This is a genomic window from Streptomyces sp. M92, assembly GCF_028473745.1.
Classification (GTDB): Bacteria; Actinomycetota; Actinomycetes; order Streptomycetales; family Streptomycetaceae; genus Streptomyces.
On record NZ_CP101137.1, the window covers coordinates 6,449,416 to 6,465,482 of the forward strand.

13 protein-coding genes are annotated in these 16,067 nt (G+C 72.5%); 8 read left to right on the top strand and 5 right to left on the bottom strand.

Annotation, left to right across the window (positions count from 1 at the left end; genetic code table 11):
• Position 1: 1 nt before the first annotated feature.
• Positions 2–2,272, bottom strand: coding sequence for an alpha-xylosidase (gene yicI / locus M6G08_RS29495; RefSeq protein WP_272590155.1), 2,271 nt, complete (start codon positions 2,270–2,272; stop codon positions 2–4).
• Between the two features lie 283 nt (positions 2,273–2,555).
• Between yicI and M6G08_RS29500 the strand changes: the two genes are divergently transcribed.
• The 4 genes from M6G08_RS29500 to M6G08_RS29515 are packed head-to-tail and all read left to right on the top strand — an operon-like array spanning position 2,556 to position 7,055.
• Positions 2,556–3,842, top strand: a complete 1,287-nt coding sequence (locus M6G08_RS29500; RefSeq protein WP_272590156.1) for an ABC transporter substrate-binding protein — start codon at positions 2,556–2,558, stop codon at positions 3,840–3,842.
• An 11-nt stretch (positions 3,843–3,853) separates the two neighbouring features.
• Complete coding sequence (locus M6G08_RS29505) at positions 3,854–4,807, top strand: carbohydrate ABC transporter permease (RefSeq protein ID WP_272590157.1); 954 nt, start codon at positions 3,854–3,856, stop codon at positions 4,805–4,807.
• A 6-nt stretch (positions 4,808–4,813) separates the two neighbouring features.
• Entirely contained in the window at positions 4,814–5,641 is an 828-nt protein-coding gene (locus tag M6G08_RS29510; RefSeq protein WP_272590158.1) for a carbohydrate ABC transporter permease, read from the top strand.
• Between the two features lie 31 nt (positions 5,642–5,672).
• A complete protein-coding gene (locus tag M6G08_RS29515) occupies positions 5,673–7,055 on the top strand; it encodes a GH1 family beta-glucosidase (RefSeq protein WP_272590159.1) in 1,383 nt (460 codons plus the stop codon).
• 323 nt (positions 7,056–7,378) lie between these two features.
• Here the strand turns inward: M6G08_RS29515 and M6G08_RS29520 are convergent, their stop codons facing one another.
• Positions 7,379–8,620, bottom strand: coding sequence for an ROK family protein (locus M6G08_RS29520; RefSeq protein WP_272590160.1), 1,242 nt, complete (start codon positions 8,618–8,620; stop codon positions 7,379–7,381).
• Positions 8,621–8,755: 135 nt separating this feature from the next.
• Here M6G08_RS29520 and M6G08_RS29525 point away from each other — a divergent pair, with 135 nt between their 5' ends.
• Genes M6G08_RS29525 through M6G08_RS29535 form a run of 3 tightly spaced genes read left to right on the top strand, consistent with a single transcriptional unit; the run spans position 8,756 to position 11,067 of the window.
• Positions 8,756–9,928 carry an MFS transporter gene (locus tag M6G08_RS29525; RefSeq protein ID WP_272591473.1) on the top strand — a complete coding sequence of 391 codons (1,173 nt, stop codon included), beginning with the start codon at positions 8,756–8,758 and terminating at the stop codon, positions 9,926–9,928.
• Between the two features lie 59 nt (positions 9,929–9,987).
• Complete coding sequence (locus M6G08_RS29530) at positions 9,988–10,728, top strand: maleylpyruvate isomerase family mycothiol-dependent enzyme (RefSeq protein WP_272590161.1); 741 nt, start codon at positions 9,988–9,990, stop codon at positions 10,726–10,728.
• A 54-nt stretch (positions 10,729–10,782) separates the two neighbouring features.
• A complete protein-coding gene (locus tag M6G08_RS29535) occupies positions 10,783–11,067 on the top strand; it encodes a DUF6332 family protein (RefSeq protein ID WP_272590162.1) in 285 nt (94 codons plus the stop codon).
• Here M6G08_RS29535 and M6G08_RS29540 read toward each other — a convergent pair.
• The 3 genes from M6G08_RS29540 to M6G08_RS29550 all read right to left on the bottom strand — a co-directional run bounded on the left by M6G08_RS29540 (position 11,028) and on the right by M6G08_RS29550 (position 14,518).
• Positions 11,028–11,693 (bottom strand): response regulator, encoded by a 666-nt coding sequence (locus tag M6G08_RS29540; RefSeq protein ID WP_272590163.1) that lies wholly within the window; start codon positions 11,691–11,693, stop codon positions 11,028–11,030. The genes M6G08_RS29535 and M6G08_RS29540 overlap by 40 nt on opposite strands.
• Entirely contained in the window at positions 11,690–13,060 is a 1,371-nt protein-coding gene (locus M6G08_RS29545; RefSeq protein WP_272590164.1) for a sensor histidine kinase, read from the bottom strand. Before M6G08_RS29545 ends, M6G08_RS29540 begins: the two co-directional genes overlap by 4 nt.
• Before the next feature lie 144 nt (positions 13,061–13,204).
• On the bottom strand, positions 13,205–14,518 hold the full coding sequence (locus tag M6G08_RS29550; protein ID WP_272590165.1) for a geranylgeranyl reductase family protein: 1,314 nt from the start codon (positions 14,516–14,518) through the stop codon (positions 13,205–13,207).
• Positions 14,519–14,663: 145 nt separating this feature from the next.
• Here M6G08_RS29550 and M6G08_RS29555 point away from each other — a divergent pair, with 145 nt between their 5' ends.
• On the top strand, positions 14,664–16,019 hold the full coding sequence (locus M6G08_RS29555; protein ID WP_272590166.1) for a dipeptidase: 1,356 nt from the start codon (positions 14,664–14,666) through the stop codon (positions 16,017–16,019).
• Positions 16,020–16,067 lie beyond the last annotated feature (48 nt).

Consider the following 16,067-nt stretch of genomic DNA (forward strand, 5'->3'; position numbering starts at 1 on the left):
CTCACCCCAGGGGCACCGTCACCTCACCGGCGCCCTCCGCGCTCGCCCCGCCCGCGACCCGCACGGTGAACGGGCGGTCGGTGCCGGTCGCGGTGACCCGCAGGACGTCCCCGTCGCGCCGCACGCGGAAGGCCGCGGCCGGGGTGCCCAGCAGGTCGGGCACGGTGACCTCCGCCTCGTAGCCGGACCCGGCGGGCGGGTGGACCAGCAGGGTCGGGGCGTCCAGCCAGTCCCCGTCGGGGCGGCTGTCGTCCGCGGCCAGCGGGAGCACGGCGCCCTCACGGACGTACAGCGGCAGGCTGTCGTAGCCGTGCCGTTCGGTGCGCCAGAGGGGGCCGGTGACGCGCTCACCGGTCAGGAGGTGGGTCCAGGTGCCCTCGGGGAGGTACACCTCGACCTCGCCGTCCTCGGTGAAGACCGGGGCGACCAGCAGGTCGGGGCCGAGCATGTACTGGCGGTCCAGCGTCCGGCAGCCCGGGTCGTGCGGGTACTCCAGGAGCATCGGCCGCATCATCGGCACGCCGGTGCGGTGGGCCTCGGCGGCGGCGCCGTACAGGTAGGGCATCAGGCGGTGCTTGAGGTGCGTGAAGCTCCGGGCGACGTCGACCGCCTCCTCGCCGAACTCCCACGGCACCCGGTAGGACGAGGAGCCGTGCAGGCGGCTGTGCGAGGAGAGCAGGCCGAAGGCCAGCCAGCGCTTGAAGACCGCCTCGTCGGGGGTGCCCTCGAAGCCGCCGATGTCGTGGCTCCAGAAGCCGAAGCCGCTCAGCGACAGGGACAGGCCGCCCCTGAGCGACTCGGCCATCGCCTCGAAGGACGACCAGCAGTCGCCGCCCCAGTGGACGGGGTACTGCTGGCCGCCCGCGGTCGCGGAGCGGGCGAAGAGGACGGCCTCGCCCTGTCCGCGTTCCTTCTCGAGGAGTTCGAAGACGGTGCGGTTGAAGAGGTGGGTGTAGTAGTTGTGCATCCGCTCCGGGTCGGAGCCGTCGTGCCAGACGACGTCGGTGGGGACGCGCTCGCCGAAGTCGGTCTTGAAGCAGTCCACGCCCTGGTCGAGCAGCGGCCTGAGCTTCGCGGCGTACCAGTCGCGGGCGGCAGGGCTGGTGAAGTCGACCAGGCCCATGCCGGCCTGCCACAGGTCCCACTGCCAGACGTCGCCGTCCGGCCGGCGCACCAGGTGCCCGAGGGCGGCGGCCTCGTCGAAGAGCGGGGACTTCTGGGCGATGTAGGGGTTGATCCAGGCGCTGATCCTGAGGCCCTTGGCCTTGAGCCGGGCGAGCATGCCGTCCGGGTCGGGGAAGACGTCCGGGTCCCACTGGAAGTCGCACCACTGGTACTCGCGCATCCAGAAGCAGTCGAAGTGGAAGACGGTCAGCGGGATGCCGCGCTCGGCCATGCCGTCGACGAACGACGTGACGGTGTGCTCGTCGTAGGAGGTGGTGAAGGACGTGGTGAGCCAGAGCCCGAAGGACCAGACGGGCGGCAGGGCGGGGCGGCCGGTGAGGGCGGTGTAGCGGGTGAGCACGTCCTTGGGGGTGGGGCCGGCGACGACGTAGTACTCCAGCGTCTGGTCCTCGACGCTGAACTGCACCTGGCCGACGGACTCCGAGCCGACCTCGAAGGAGACGGCTCCCGGGTGGTTGACGAAGACGCCGTAGCCGCGTGAGGAGAGGTAGAACGGGATGTTCTTGTAGGCCTGCTCGCTGCTGGTGCCGCCGTCGGCCTGCCACATGTCGACGACCTGGCCGTTCTTGACGAACGGGGTGAAGCGCTCGCCGAGACCGTAGACCTGCTCGCCGACGCCGAGGGAGAGGCGGCCCAGCATGTGGTGGGCGCCGTCGCCGGTGGTGGCGAACGCGGTGCTCTTGGCGTTCGCGCGGGTCAGTTCGCGTCCGTCCGCGTCGTGGAAGGTGAGGCCCCAGGGGCCCTCGCGGTCCAGGCGGAGGGTCAGCGGGCCGCTGGTCAGCTCGGTGACGGTGCCGTCCTGGCGGACCGTGCCGGCGCCGTCCGCGTCGGCCGCGAGGGCGAAGTCGGGTCCGGGCCGGCGCTTGCCGGCGTGGTGGGTGACCCGGACGCCGATGACGCCCTCGGCGGGAGAGAAGCATTCGACCGTGAGGAGCGGCGCGTTGAGGGTGTCGCCCCTGCGCGTCACCTTCTTCACGGCGGCATGGGCGGTGAAGCGCTTCGATTCGGGGCGCACGTCGCGCACTTCGGTGGCGTACGAGATCTGCACGCCCTCGCGGATGAGCCAGAAGCCGTCGGTGAACTTCATGATCTTCCTCGGATGGGACGGGAGCTGTCGGATGGGCGAACGGGGACCGTCCCGCAGCGTTTTGATCGTACACACAACAAATCCGGCCGCCGAGGGGCCGCGCCGAAGTTCACCGCGATGACCAGGCATGATCACCGAAAAGAACAATCTCTTCACGCCACGGAACGAAGAGACCGGGGCCACTTTCCTCTAGCGCGGCAGCACTCTCGTGACGTATTAGTCATCACACCAAACAAAACGGTCCGGCGACGAAGCCGGACGGTACGACAGCAAGGGCCGCACCATGTCGAAGCGCTTCACCTCGCTCGCCTTGACAGCACACCCTCCTGCCGCCGGGCAACCCGGGCGAGGACGCTCACGCCGAGTCGTCGCCCCCGTCGCCGCCGTCTGTGTCCTGGTCGCCGGGGCCGCGCTCACCGGCTGCGGACAGCAGCGGGACCCCGACGTGTACACCGTGCTGAACTCCTCGACCGACGAGTCCTACCACCGCTGGGACGCGGAGGCGATGGCCCGGTGCGGCGAGCGGCTGGGCATCACCATCGAGCAGCAGAGCGTCCCGGCCTCGCAGGTGATGACGAAGGCGCTGCGCATGGCCTCGTCCAAGTCGCTGCCCGACATCGTGCAGTTCGACGCGTCCGAGATGCCGACCTTCGCCGACGCGGGCGGCCTGACCGACCTGCGGTCCCTCGGGCTGAGCACCGAGGACGTCCCCCAGGGCATCGTCGACTTCGGTTCGTATGAGGGGACGTACTACGGCGCCGCCCGGTCGGTGAACACGCTGGCGCTCTTCTACAACAAGGACGTGCTCGACGAGGCCGGCGTCGAGGTTCCCACCACCTGGGCGGAACTGCGGGAGACCGCGAAGGAGCTGACCCAGGGCAAGCGGTACGGCCTGGCGCTGAGCGCGGGCGGCGCGGAGGACGGCGTCTTCCAGTTCCTGCCGTTCATGTGGTCCAACGGCGGTGACGAGACCGATCTGGACGGTCCACGGGTCGTGGAGGCGCTGGACTACTGGAAGGGCCTGCTCGGGGACGGCTCGCTGTCGAAGTCGACGGTCAACTGGACGCAGGCCGACGTCAACGACCAGTTCATGGCCGGCAACGCGGCGATGATGATCAACGGTCCGTGGCAGGTGGAGACCCTCAACAGCGACAAGTCCCTGCACTGGGGCATCGCGCCGATCCCGGTGCCCGAGGCCGGCGCGGACTCGGTCGGTCCACTGGGCGGTGCCGTGCTCACCGTGCCGGACACCGGTGACGAGGCACGGGAGAAGACCGCCGGGAAGATCGTCGCGTGTCTGTCGAGCGAGCAGGAGCAGCTGACGTACGCGCTCAACAGCTGGATGGTCCCGGCCAACGCCGAGGCCGCCGCGGTCTGGCGCGAGAAGGTGCCGGAGCTGGACTCCCTCGCCGACCAGGTGGCCGTCGCCCGGTCCCGGACGGCGAAGCTCGGCGCCGGCTGGTCGAGCGTGTCGCTCGCCCTGCAGAGCGCCTTCCAGTCCGCCCTGACCGGCCAGTCCAGTGAGACCGCCCTGAAGCGCGCCCAGCAGCGGGCCACGAGCGGGAACTGAGGTACGCGCCCATGACCACGTCCACCGTCACCGCACAGACGCCCGCGAAGACCCCCGAGCCGGCCGCCGCTCCCGACCCCGCCCGGATCGCGCGCCGGCGCCGGCTCGCCCAGTGGGGGTTCGTCGCCCCCGCCGTCGTCTTCATGCTGCTCTTCTTCGGCTACCCGCTCGTCCGCAACGTCGTGATGAGCTTCCAGCACTACACGCCGAAGACCTTCTTCACCGGTGAGGCCCCCTTCAACGGCACCGACAACTGGTCGAACGTCTTCCACGACGCGCTCTTCGGCAAGGCGCTGTGGCACACGCTCGTCTTCACCGCCGGCTCGCTGCTCGGGCAGTTCTGCATCGGCATGGCACTGGCGGTCTTCTTCAGCCGCCGGTTCCCGCTGAACGGGGTGCTGCGCTCGCTGATCCTGCTGCCCTGGCTGGTGCCCATGGTGGTGTCCGGCATCGTGTGGCGACGCATCCTCGACCAGGACACCGGGGTCCTCAACTCCTTCCTGGACACCATCGGCATCGGCGGTCACACACCCTGGCTGACCAGCCCCGGGATGGCGCTGCTCTCGGTCATCCTGGTCAACATCTGGATCGGCATCCCGTTCAACATGGTCATCCTGTACGGCGGTCTCCAGGAGATCCCGAAGGAACTGCACGAGGCGGCCGCGCTGGACGGCGCCTCGGCGTGGCGGACCTTCCGGTCGGTCACCCTGCCGGTGCTCAAGCCGGTCATCACGGTGGTGCTCGTGCTCGGGTTCATGTCGACCGTGAAAATCCTCGACCTGATCCTCGCCCTCACCGACGGCGGCCCGGCCGACGCGACCCAGACGCTGGGCACACTCACCTACCAGAACTCCTTCGTCCAGCTGGACTTCGGCGCGGGCGCCGTGGTCGGCAACGTGCTCATCCTGATCTCCGCGGTGTTCGCGGTGTTCTACCTGCGGGCCAACCGCACCGAGGGGAAGTGACCGACGATGGCCACCCACACGCCCACCGCGTCCCGGCGCCGCTGGGGCTCCACCGTCGCCGGTGTGCTCGTCCTCGCGGTGATGCTGTTCCCGCTGTACTGGATGCTCAACACCGCGCTCCAGCCGGAGTCGGGGCTGCTGAAGGTCGATCCGGTGCCGGGGAGCCTGGACCTGTCCGGCTTCTCGAAGGCCGTCAGCGACCAGGGCGGGCACCTGCTGACGTCGCTCGCGGTGTCGCTCGGCGCGGTCGCCATCTGCCTGCTGATCTCGGCACCGGCGGCGTACGGGCTGGCGCGGTTCGGGCTGCGGGGCTCGCGCACCATCGTGTTCGGCACGCTGATCACCCAGATGGTGCCGGGCATCGTCATCGCCAACGCGCTCTACAACTCGTACGTCGACCTCGGTCTGGTCAACTCCTACTTCGGTCTGATGCTGGCTGACGCCTCGCTGGGCATCCCGTTCTCGATCGTGCTGATGCGCTCGTTCATGGTGTCGATCCCCGGCGAGGTGATCGAGGCGGCGCAGATCGACGGTGCCGGGCCGGTGCGGACGTTCGTGCGGGTGGTGCTGCCGATGAGCCGCAACTCGCTGATCACGTCGGGGCTGTTCGCGTTCCTGTTCTCGTGGAGCGACTTCATGTTCGCGCTCACCTTGAACACGACCGACGAGGTCAAGCCCATCACCCTGGGCATCTACCAGTACATCGGCGCGCACGTCGGCGACTGGGGCTCGGTGATGGCCGCCTCCGTGCTCTCCGCGGTGCCGGCGGCGATCCTGCTCGTCCTGGCCCAGAAGTACATCGCCGCCGGGATCACCGGCGGTTCCGTCAAGTGACCACCCCCGAACAGGAGATGAGCAGCACAGCATGAGCGAGTACCCCGGCCTCCCGCCCGGTTTCGTCTTCGGCGCCGCGACCGCCTCGTACCAGATCGAGGGGGCGGCCCGCCAGGACGGTCGCGGCCCGTCGATCTGGGACACCTACAGCCACACGCCCGGCCTGGTCGTGAACGGCGACACCGGCGACGTGGCCTGCGACCACTACCACCGCTACCGCGGGGACGTGGCGCTGCTGCGCGACCTGGGCGTGGACTCCTACCGCTTCTCGATCGCCTGGCCGCGCGTCGTGCCGGACGGATCGGGCGCGGTGAACCCGAAGGGTCTGGACTTCTACTCCCGCCTGGTCGACGAACTGCTCGCGGCGGGCATCGAGCCGGCCGCCACCCTGTACCACTGGGACCTGCCGCAGGCCCTGGAGGACCGGGGCGGCTGGCGGGTGCGGGAGACGGCGGAGCGGTTCGCCGAGTACACGGCCGTGGTCGCGGAGCGCCTGGGCGACCGGGTGCCGCGCTGGATCACCCTCAACGAGCCGTGGTGCAGCGCCTTCCTCGGCTACTCGGTGGGCCGGCACGCGCCGGGCGCCAAGGAGGGCCGGCCCGCCCTGGCAGCCGCCCACCACCTGCTGGTCGGGCACGGTCTGGCGGTGACGGCGCTGCGGGCGGCCGGGGTGCGCGAGGCCGGCATCACGCTCAACCTGGACCGCAACCTGCCGGCCACCGACTCCCCCGCCGACCTGGGGGCCGTGGTCCGCGCCGACACGCAGCACAACCTGGTGTGGACCGAGCCGATCCTCGCGGGCCGGTACCCGGCCACCGAGGAGGAGACCTGGGGCGAGCTGATCACCGGCGCGGACTTCCGCCGCGACGGCGACCTGGAGCTGATCTCGCAGCCCCTGGACTTCCTCGGCGTCAACTACTATCGGCCGATCGTGGTCGCCGACGCCCCGCACCGCGAGAGCGACCCGGCGCGGCGGGTGGCGACGGACAACCGCTACGAGGAGGTACGACTGCCCGGCGTCCGCGAGACGGCGATGGGCTGGCCGGTCGTCCCCGACAGCTTCACCGAACTGCTGGTGCGGCTGAAGAAGCAGTACGGGGACGCGCTGCCGCCCGTCCACATCACGGAGAACGGCTCGGCCGAGGACGACGCCCCCACCGCCGACGGCACGGTCCACGACGCCGACCGCGTCGCCTACCTGCGCGATCACCTCACTGCCCTGCGGGCGGCGATCGACGCGGGCGTGGACGTGCGCGGGTACTACGTGTGGTCGCTGCTGGACAACTTCGAGTGGGCGTACGGCTACGACAAGCGCTTCGGCATCGTCCGCGTCGACTACGAGACGCAGGAGCGCACGCCGAAGGACAGCTACCGCTGGTACCGGGAGATGATCGCCGCGAACCGCCGGGGGTGACGCCGCGACGCGGGGGGCCACTTCCGGCCGCGGCCCCCGCGTCTGCCACCGCCGGCCTGGACAGCCCGCGCCCCGCTCGGCGTATGCCGCCGAGGGGGGCGGGGGCGTGCGCCGCGACCTCCGCGTCAGCGACCCTCGGCCCGGCCGGCCGCCGTCCCGCCCGGCATCCCCGCCCCAGATCGGCCAGCACCTCACGGACCGTCGCCCCGGCCGACCCCCGCGAACCACCCCGGGTGACGCGAAGGCGCGAAGGCCGCCCAGCCGCGCACCCGCCTCAGCCCCCCTCAGCCCGCATCGTCCCTGCCGGTCCCCCGTCGGCCCCGTCAGCCGCCGTCCCGCTCCGCATACGCCGCCGGGTCGGCCAGCACCTCGCGGACGATCGTGCCGGCCGCGCCCCGGGCCGCGTCGCCGAGGGACGAGGAGGCCCGCAGCCGCTTGCCGTCCTCCCGCCACAGCCCGGAGACGACACGGCGGGCGAGTTCGCTCTCGACGGCGGGCGCCAGCCAGTCCATCAGTTCGCGGTAGACGCCCCCGAGCACCACCGCGTCGGGGTCGAAGAGGTTCACGGCGCCCGACACGACGACACCCAGATGCCGCCCCGCCCGCTCGATCGCGGCCAGCGCGGCCGGCTCACCCCGCCGGGCGCGGCCTCCGAGTTCCGCGACGCCCCGCACACCCGTGGCCGCGTCGATGCCGGCCGCTTCGAGCAGGGCGGCCTGTCCGGCGTACTGCTCCAGGCAGCCGTGCGCCCCGCACCGGCACAGGGGCCCGTCGGGGTCGACGACCATGTGGCCGATCTCCCCGGCGAAGCCGTGCGCTCCCCGCAGCAACTCCCCCTCGAGCACCAGGGCGCCGCCGATGCCGATCTCTCCGGTCAGGTGGAGGAAGCTGCGCACGCCCTCGGTGCCGGCGCCGAACCACAGCTCGGCCAGGGCGGCGGCGTTGGCCTCGTTGTCGGAGCTGACCGGCAGCGGTCGGTGGGCCGGGCGCAGGGCGAGGAGCGCCTGCGCGAACAGACCCTCCACCGCGACGCGCCGCCAGTCCAGGTTGGGGGCCTGGCGGACGGTGCCGCCGGTCACCAGGCCGGGCAGGGCGACGTGCGCGCCGGCCGGCACGAGGTCCTGCTCGGTAGCCGAGCCGATGGCCCGTGCCGCCAGCCGGGCCGCGCGGGCCAGCACCTCGGAGGGCTGAACCCCGCGGTTGTCGACGTGCTCGACGAGCCGGACCCGGTCGGTGCCGGCGAGGTCGACGACGCACACGGTGACGTAGTCGATGTTGATCTCGACGCCGAGCCCCGCCGGACCCGACCTGGACACCTTCAGGACGGTACCGGGCCGCCCCGCCTGACCGCTGCTCGTCTTGCCGCCCTCGGAGACGAAGCCGTACTCCAGCAACTGCTCGACCAGCGACGAGACGGCCGCGCGGGTCAGTCCGACGTGCGCGGCGATCCCGGCCCGGGTCGCCTCCCCCGCGTCGTGCACGGCCCTCAGGACGAGGCTGAGGTTGTGCCGTCTGACCGTGGCCTTGTCGGCCTTCGGCTCCAGGGGGGTGAGGTTGTTCTTCATGGTGGTGTCGAGCGTATGCGACCGGCAGGGCTGCGACCTGCGCCGCTGTGGTCCCGGGGCACCCTTGCCCGTGCTCGTCCGCGCCTCTAGCCTGACTTTGTGCCACAAATAAACAAACCCCGTTCGCACAGCGCCGTGCCGGGCTCCCGCAACGACCTCACCCGTCTCCGTGCCGCCCTGACCGCCTTCTTCGCCCTCGACGGCTTCGTCTTCGCCGGCTGGGTCGTACGCATCCCCGCCATCAAGGAGCAGACCGGCGCCTCGGCCAGTGCCCTGGGCCTGGCGCTGCTCGGCGTCTCCGCGGGTGCCGTCGTCACCATGACGCTCACCGGACGGCTCTGCCGCCGCTACGGCAGCCACCCCGTCACCGTCGCCTGCGCGGTCCTGCTCTGCCTCAGCGTCGCCCTGCCCCCGCTCACCCACTCCGCGCTCGCCCTCGGCCTGGTCCTGCTGGTCTTCGGCAGCGCGTACGGCGGGATCAACGTCGCCTTCAACAGCGCCGCCGTCGACCTGGTGGCCGTACTGCGGCGCCCCATCATGCCCAGCTTCCACGCCGCGTTCAGTCTCGGCGGCGTGATCGGCGCGGGGCTCGGCGGGCTGGTCGCCGGGTCGCTGCCGCCCGTGCGGCACCTGCTCTGCCTCACCCTCATCGGTCTCGTCGTGACCCTCTTCGCGGGCCGTGCCCTGCTGCGCTGCGAACCCGCCGCGCCCCCGGACGGCGCCGACCGGGACCAGGGTGCGCCGCGCCGGCTCGACCGCCGCACGCGCCGCCTGGTCGTCACCTTCGGCGTGATCGCGCTGTGCACGGCCTACGGCGAGGGCGCCATGGCCGACTGGGGCGCGCTGCACCTGGAACAGGATCTCGACGCCTCCCCGGGGGTGGCGGCCGCGGGCTACTCCTGCTTCGCGCTCGCCATGACGGTCGGCAGGCTGACCGGCACCACCCTGCTGGAGCGCCTGGGCCGGACGACCACGGTGGTGGCCGGCGGCACGACCGCCGTGGCCGGCATGCTGCTGGGCTCGCTCGCCCCTTCCGTGTGGGCGGCCCTGTTCGGCTTCGCGGTCACGGGGCTCGGGCTCGCCAACGTCTTCCCGGTCGCGATCGAACGGGCGGGCGCGCTGGGCGGGCCCGCCGGTGTCGCCACCGCCTCCACCCTGGGTTACGGCGGCATGCTGCTCGGGCCGCCCGCGATCGGCTTCATGGCCGACTGGTTCTCGCTGCCCGCCGCGCTCACCAGTGTGGCGGCGCTCGCGGCGGTGGCGGTCCTCGTCGCGGTCGCGACCCGTCGGGCGGCGGCACCGGGCTGAGCCGTCCAGTTCCGCGCAGTACTCCCTTCGAGCGCCCTCGATCCGGCACACTCACCGCCATGGAGACTGCCTCGTACATCGATGTCCTGGCCCGCGAGGGCGTGTTGCTCGCCGAATCCGCCGAGTCGGCGGGCACCGACGCCAAGGTGCCGACCTGCCCCGGCTGGCAGGTGCGGGACCTGCTGCGGCACACGGGCACGGTGCACCGCTGGGCGGAGACGATCGTCGCCGAGGGGCATACCGGCCCCCGCCCCGACGGCGGCCTGCCCGACCTCGACGGCGGCGACCTGCTGGCCTGGTTCCGGGAGGGACACGGACGGCTGGTCGACACCCTCACCGCTGCCGCACCCGACATGCGCTGCTGGCACTTCCTGCCCGCGCCGTCCCCGCTGGCGTTCTGGGCACGGCGGCAGGCCCACGAGACGACCGTGCACCGCGTCGACGCCGAGTCGGCCCTGGGCGGCGCGCCGACGGCCGTCGGTGCGGACTTCGCGGTGGACGGCATCGACGAGTTGCTGTGCGCCTTCCACGCCCGCCCCAAAAGCGCCGTACGCACCGAGGAGCCCCGCACGCTGCGGGTGCGGGCGACGGACGTGCCCGGCGCGGTGTGGACCGTACGGCTGTCGGCCGAGCCGCCCGTGACCGATCGGACGGGCGACGGTGACGCCGACTGCGAACTCTCCGGGCCCGCCGCACTGCTCTACCCGGCGCTGTGGAACCGCCTGCCGTTTCCCGAGGTGGCCGGCGACGCCTCCCTCGCCGCGCTGTGGCGCGAGAAGTCCTGCGTCACCTGGAAGTGAACCGGCCGCACCGCGGGCAAGGGCCGGGGTCGTCCGTCTGGGAGACTGGACGCCATGACGACTTACGGGGGACGGCGTACGCAGGGCGAGCGGGACGCGATCACGGTCGAGATCGGCTACGCGCTGTGCAGCGCGGCGTTCGCGGCGGCCGTGCTCTTCGGGGCCGTGGCCGGGCCTGCGTATCTCTTCGGGCTGACCGGCGGCGTCCGCCGGGTGCTCGTCGGGGCGGGCGCGGTGCTGGCCGTCGTCGTGTTCTTCGTGCGGGTGGCGAGCGTGCTGCTGCGCTTCGCGCGTGCCGGTCAGCCCAGCCAGCCCGGTCGCACCAATCCGGACTCGTAGGCCAGTACGACCAGTTGTGCCCGGTCGCGGGCGCCCAGCTTCACCATGGTGCGGCTGACGTGGGTCTTGGCGGTGAGCGGGCTGACGACCAGGCGGCGGGCGATCTCCTCGTTGGACAGGCCGATGCCGACCAGGGCCATCACCTCCCGCTCCCGTTCGGTGAGCCGGGCCAGCTGCCCGGCCGCCGCGGGTTCCTTGGAGCGGGCCGCGAACTCGGCGATCAGCCGGCGCGTCACCCCCGGCGAGAGCAGTGCGTCTCCGGCGACCACCGCCCGCACGGCGCGCAGCAGTTCCTCCGGCTCGGTGTCCTTGACCAGGAAGCCGGAGGCGCCGGAGCGGATCGCCTCGAAGACGTACTCGTCGAGTTCGAAGGTGGTGAGCATGACCACCTTCACGTCCCTCAGCGCGGCGTCCCCCGTGATCCTGCGGGTCGCCGCGAGGCCGTCCAGCACCGGCATGCGGATGTCCATCAGGACGACGTCGGGGCGCAGTTCACGGATCGCGCGCACCGCCTCCTCCCCGTCGGCCGCCTCCGCGGCCACCTCGATGTCGGGCTGCGCGTCCAGCAGCGCCCGGAAACCGGCGCGTACCAGTGACTGGTCGTCGGCGAGCAGTACGCGGATCACCGGTCCTCCTCCGTGGCGTGGGCGTTCTCGGCGTCCCGGGGGTTCTGAGGGTTCTGAGGGTTCTGAGGGTTCTGGGGGTTCTGGGGGTTCTGGGGGTTCTGGGGGTTCTGGGGATTCTGGGGCTTCTGCGTGCTCTTGGTGTTCGTGGCACCCCCGCCGCCGATGGGCAGTGTCGCCAGCACCCGGAAACCGCCGTCGGGGCGCGGGCCCGCCTCGATGGTGCCACCGAGTGCCGTCGCCCGCTCCCGCATTCCGGCGAGCCCGTTGCCGCTGCCGCCGGCCTCGGCGCCGGTCGCGGGTCCGTCGTCGTCGACGCGCAGCCGCAGCGCGCCGCCGTCCCGGGCGAGGCACACCCGCGCGTGCCGCGAACCGGAGTGACGTACGACGTTGGTGAGGGCCTCCTGCACGATGCGGAAGGCGGCGAGGTCGGTACCGGGCGGCAGCGCCGGCGGCTCGCCCTCGACCTCGACGGTGAGGCCCGCGCTCGCCGCCTGCCGGACCAGCTCGGGCAGGCGGTCGAGGCCGGGGGCGGGCGTGCGCGGCGCGGCGCCGGGGGTGCGCAGGGTGTCGAGGACCTGGCGCACCTCGCCGAGCGCCTCCTTGCTCTTGGCCTTGATGGTGGTGAGTGCGGTCCGCGCCTGCTCCGGGTCGGTGTCGAGGAGCGCGAGTCCGACGCCCGCCTGGACGTTGATGACGGAGATGCTGTGCGCGAGGACGTCGTGCAGCTCGCGGGCGATCCGCAGCCGTTCCTCGTCCGCGCGCCGCCGGGCCGCCTGCGCCCGCTCGGCCCGTTCCCTCGCCCACTGCTCGCGCCGGGTCCGGGCCAGCTCCGACACCGCCACGATCGCCACCCCCCAGACGGCGACGACGATCTCCTCGCCCCAGGAGGCGGCGGAGTCCGACGACGGTGGCAGCCAGCGGTACAGCCAGTGCACCAGCAGGACGTGTCCCGCCCACAGCGCCGCCAGGGCCGACCACGCGGCCCTGCGGTGCCCGGAGACGACGGCGCTGAAGCAGGCCAGCGCCACGGCCAACAGGACCGGCCCGTACGGGTATCCGGCGGCCAGGTAGACCAGGGTGGTGGCCGACGCGGCGAACACGACCGCCACCGGGTACCGCTGCCGCCACAGGAGCGCCGCGCCCGTCAGGAGCAGGAGCACGCGCGCGAAGAGGTCCAGGTCGGCGCGCTCGCCCTCCTGGGAATGGGCGGCGAAGTTGGAACCGACCAGCACGAACGCCGTGAGCAGTGCCGTGGAGCGCCAGGGCCACCGGTGGCGGTGCTCCGCTTCGTCCCGGCGATGCCACCACGGGGGCCCGTGCCGCCACCACTGCGGCGGCCCGCCCGTGCGCCCGCGCTGTCCGTCCATGACCGCCACGCTAGACGCCGCGCGACGGGAACGACGTCACCCGCGCGTGGTGATCACGCGTACTCCCGGGGAAGTACGCCCCGGTCGCTCCCAGGGCTCGCACGGTGTGCGTGAGCGGCGCCCGTGAGGATGGTGGGGCGGTGTTCAGGCCCCGGTCTCGTCGTCCGCACGGCGCGCGGCGCCCGAGGTGTCCGGTGTGCCCACGCCCGCCGGTGCGTCCTCAGTGCCCGTCGGCTCCGCCGCGCGCGCCGGCCGGCGGTCCATCGCCGCCAGCGCGCGCTGGGCCAGGGGGTGGCTGCGGACCAGCTCGCCCAGGGAGGTCGAACCCTGCGTGATGTCCTTGAACGCCCTCCAGGCCGGACGGAACCCGGTCAGGGCCGCGTGGAACAGCCCCGGACGGCGCTCGAAGATCGCCAGCATGCGCTTGCCGACGCTCATCTCGACGCCGAGGCCGGCCTTGACGGCGAAGGCGTAGTTCAGGGCCTGCTTGCGCGCGTCCACGGCGTCGTGCGCCTCGGCGACGCGGACCGCCCATTCGCCCGCGAGCCGACCTGAGCGCAGGGCGAAGGAGATGCCCTCGCGGGTCCACGGCTCCAGGAGCCCGGCCGCGTCGCCGCAGACCAGTACCCGGCCGCGGGAGAGCGGCGAGTCGTCGGCGCGGCAGCGCGTCAGGTGGCCGGAGGAGATGCTCGGTTCGAAGCCGGCGAGTCCCAGGCGGCCGACGAAGTCCTCCAGGTACCGCTTGGTCGCCGCGCCCTCGCCGCGCGCCGAGATGACGCCGACCGTGAGGGTGTCGCCCTTGGGGAAGACCCAGCCGTAACTGCCGGGCATCGGCCCCCAGTCGATGAGGACCCGTCCCTTCCAGTCCTCGGCGACGGTGTCCGGCACCGGGATCTCCGCCTCCAGGCCCAGGTCGACCTGGTCGAGCTTCACGCCGACGTGCGCGCCTATCCGGCTGGCGCTGCCGTCCGCGCCGACGACGGCCCGCGCCAGCACCGTCTCGCCGTCCTGGAGGACGACGGCGACCGTGCGCCGGTCCGGCACCGCCGCCCCGTGCTGCTCCACCCGGGTCACGGTGGCCCCGGTGCGCAGCTCGGCGCCCGCCTTCTGGGCGTGCTCGACGAGCTGCTGGTCGAACTCGGGCCGGTTGATCAGGCCGAACAGCATCTGCCGGGAACGCCGGGTCCGGGTGAAGCGGCCGTTGTTCGAGAACGTCACCGCGTGCACGCGGTCCCGGAAGGGCAGCTCGAAGCCGGGCGGGAGGGTGTCGCGCGAGGGGCCGATGATGCCGCCGCCGCACGTCTTGTAGCGGGGCAGCTCCGCCTTCTCCAGCAACAGCACGCGCCGCCCCGCGACCGCCGCCGCGTAGGCGGCCGAGGCCCCCGCCGGTCCCGCGCCCACCACGACCACGTCCCAGACCTGACGCGTGTCGTCCGCCGAAGAGTTCTCGCTGCTCACGATGGTCTACTGCTCCCAACAAACCGCATGCCGCACCTGACCCCCGCATCCTACGGCGGGCATCGCCGCAGGCCACTGTGGGAGGATCGGCCCTACCAATCCAAGTACTCCTCGGTACAACGTCGCACCTACAAGGAGCGTGCCCATGTCGTCGAATCCGGTCGCCGAGACCGTCTCCTCGCTGATGCCCAGGGCGAAGGAGGAGCTCACCGCGCTGGTGGCCTTCAAATCGGTGGCGGACTTCGACCAGTTCCCGCGCAGCGAGAGCGTGGGCGCCGCCAACTGGACGGCGGCCGCGCTGCGTGCCGAGGGATTCCAGGACGTGGAGCTGCTCGACACGCCGGACGGCACGCAGTCGGTGTACGGGTACCTGCCCGGGCCCGAGGGCGCCAAGACGGTGCTCCTCTACGCCCACTACGACGTGCAGCCGCCGCTCGACGAGGCCGGCTGGGTGAGCCCGCCGTTCGAGCTGACCGAGCGCGACGGCCGCTGGTACGGGCGCGGCGCGGCCGACTGCAAGGGCGGTGTGCTCATGCACCTGCTGGCGCTGCGCGCGCTGAAGGCCAACGGTGGTGTGCCGGTGCACGTGAAGTTCATCGCCGAGGGTTCGGAGGAGCAGGGCACGGGCGGTCTGGAGCGGTACGCCGAGCAGCACCCGGAGCTGCTGGCCGCGGACACCGTCGTCATCGGCGACGCGGGCAACTTCCGGGTCGGGCTGCCGACGGTCACCTCGACGCTGCGCGGCATGACGCTGGTGCGCGTGAAGGTCGACACGCTGGAGGGCAACCTGCACTCCGGCCAGTTCGGCGGCGCCGCGCCCGACGCGCTGGCCGCCCTGATCCGCGTACTGGACTCGCTGCGCGCCGAGGACGGTTCGACGACCGTCGACGGCCTGGCGGCGGACAGCGGCTGGGAGGGACTGGCCTACGACGAGGAGCAGTTCCGCCGGGACGCCCGGGTGCTGGACGGCGTGCAGCTGATCGGCTCGGGTTCGGTCGCCGACCGGATCTGGGCGCGCCCGGCCGTCACGGTGCTCGGCATCGACTGCCCGCCGGTCGTCGGTGCCACCCCGTCGGTGCAGGCGAGCGCCCGCGCGCTGGTCAGCCTGCGGGTGCCGCCGGGCGTGGACGCCGCCGAGGCCACCAAGCTGCTCCAGGCCCACCTGGAGGCGCGGACGCCGTGGGGCGCGCGGGTCGCCGTGGAGCAGATCGGCCAGGGCCAGCCGTTCCGCGCCGACACCACCAGCCCGGCGTACCAGGCCATGGCGGACGCGATGGCCGTGGCGTACCCGGGTGAGGAGATGCAGTACGCCGGTCAGGGCGGCTCCATTCCGCTGTGCAACACCCTGGCGGCGCTGTACCCGCGGGCGGAGATCCTGCTGATCGGCCTGAGCGAGCCGGAGGCCCAGATCCACGCCGTGAACGAGAGCGTGTCCCCCGAGGAGTTGGAGCGGCTGTCGGTCGCGGAGGCGCTGTTCCTGCGCAACTACGCGGCGGGCTGAGCCCGGCCGGTCCCGGTTCCGCCGTCGGCAGTGGGGCCTCGCCACCGG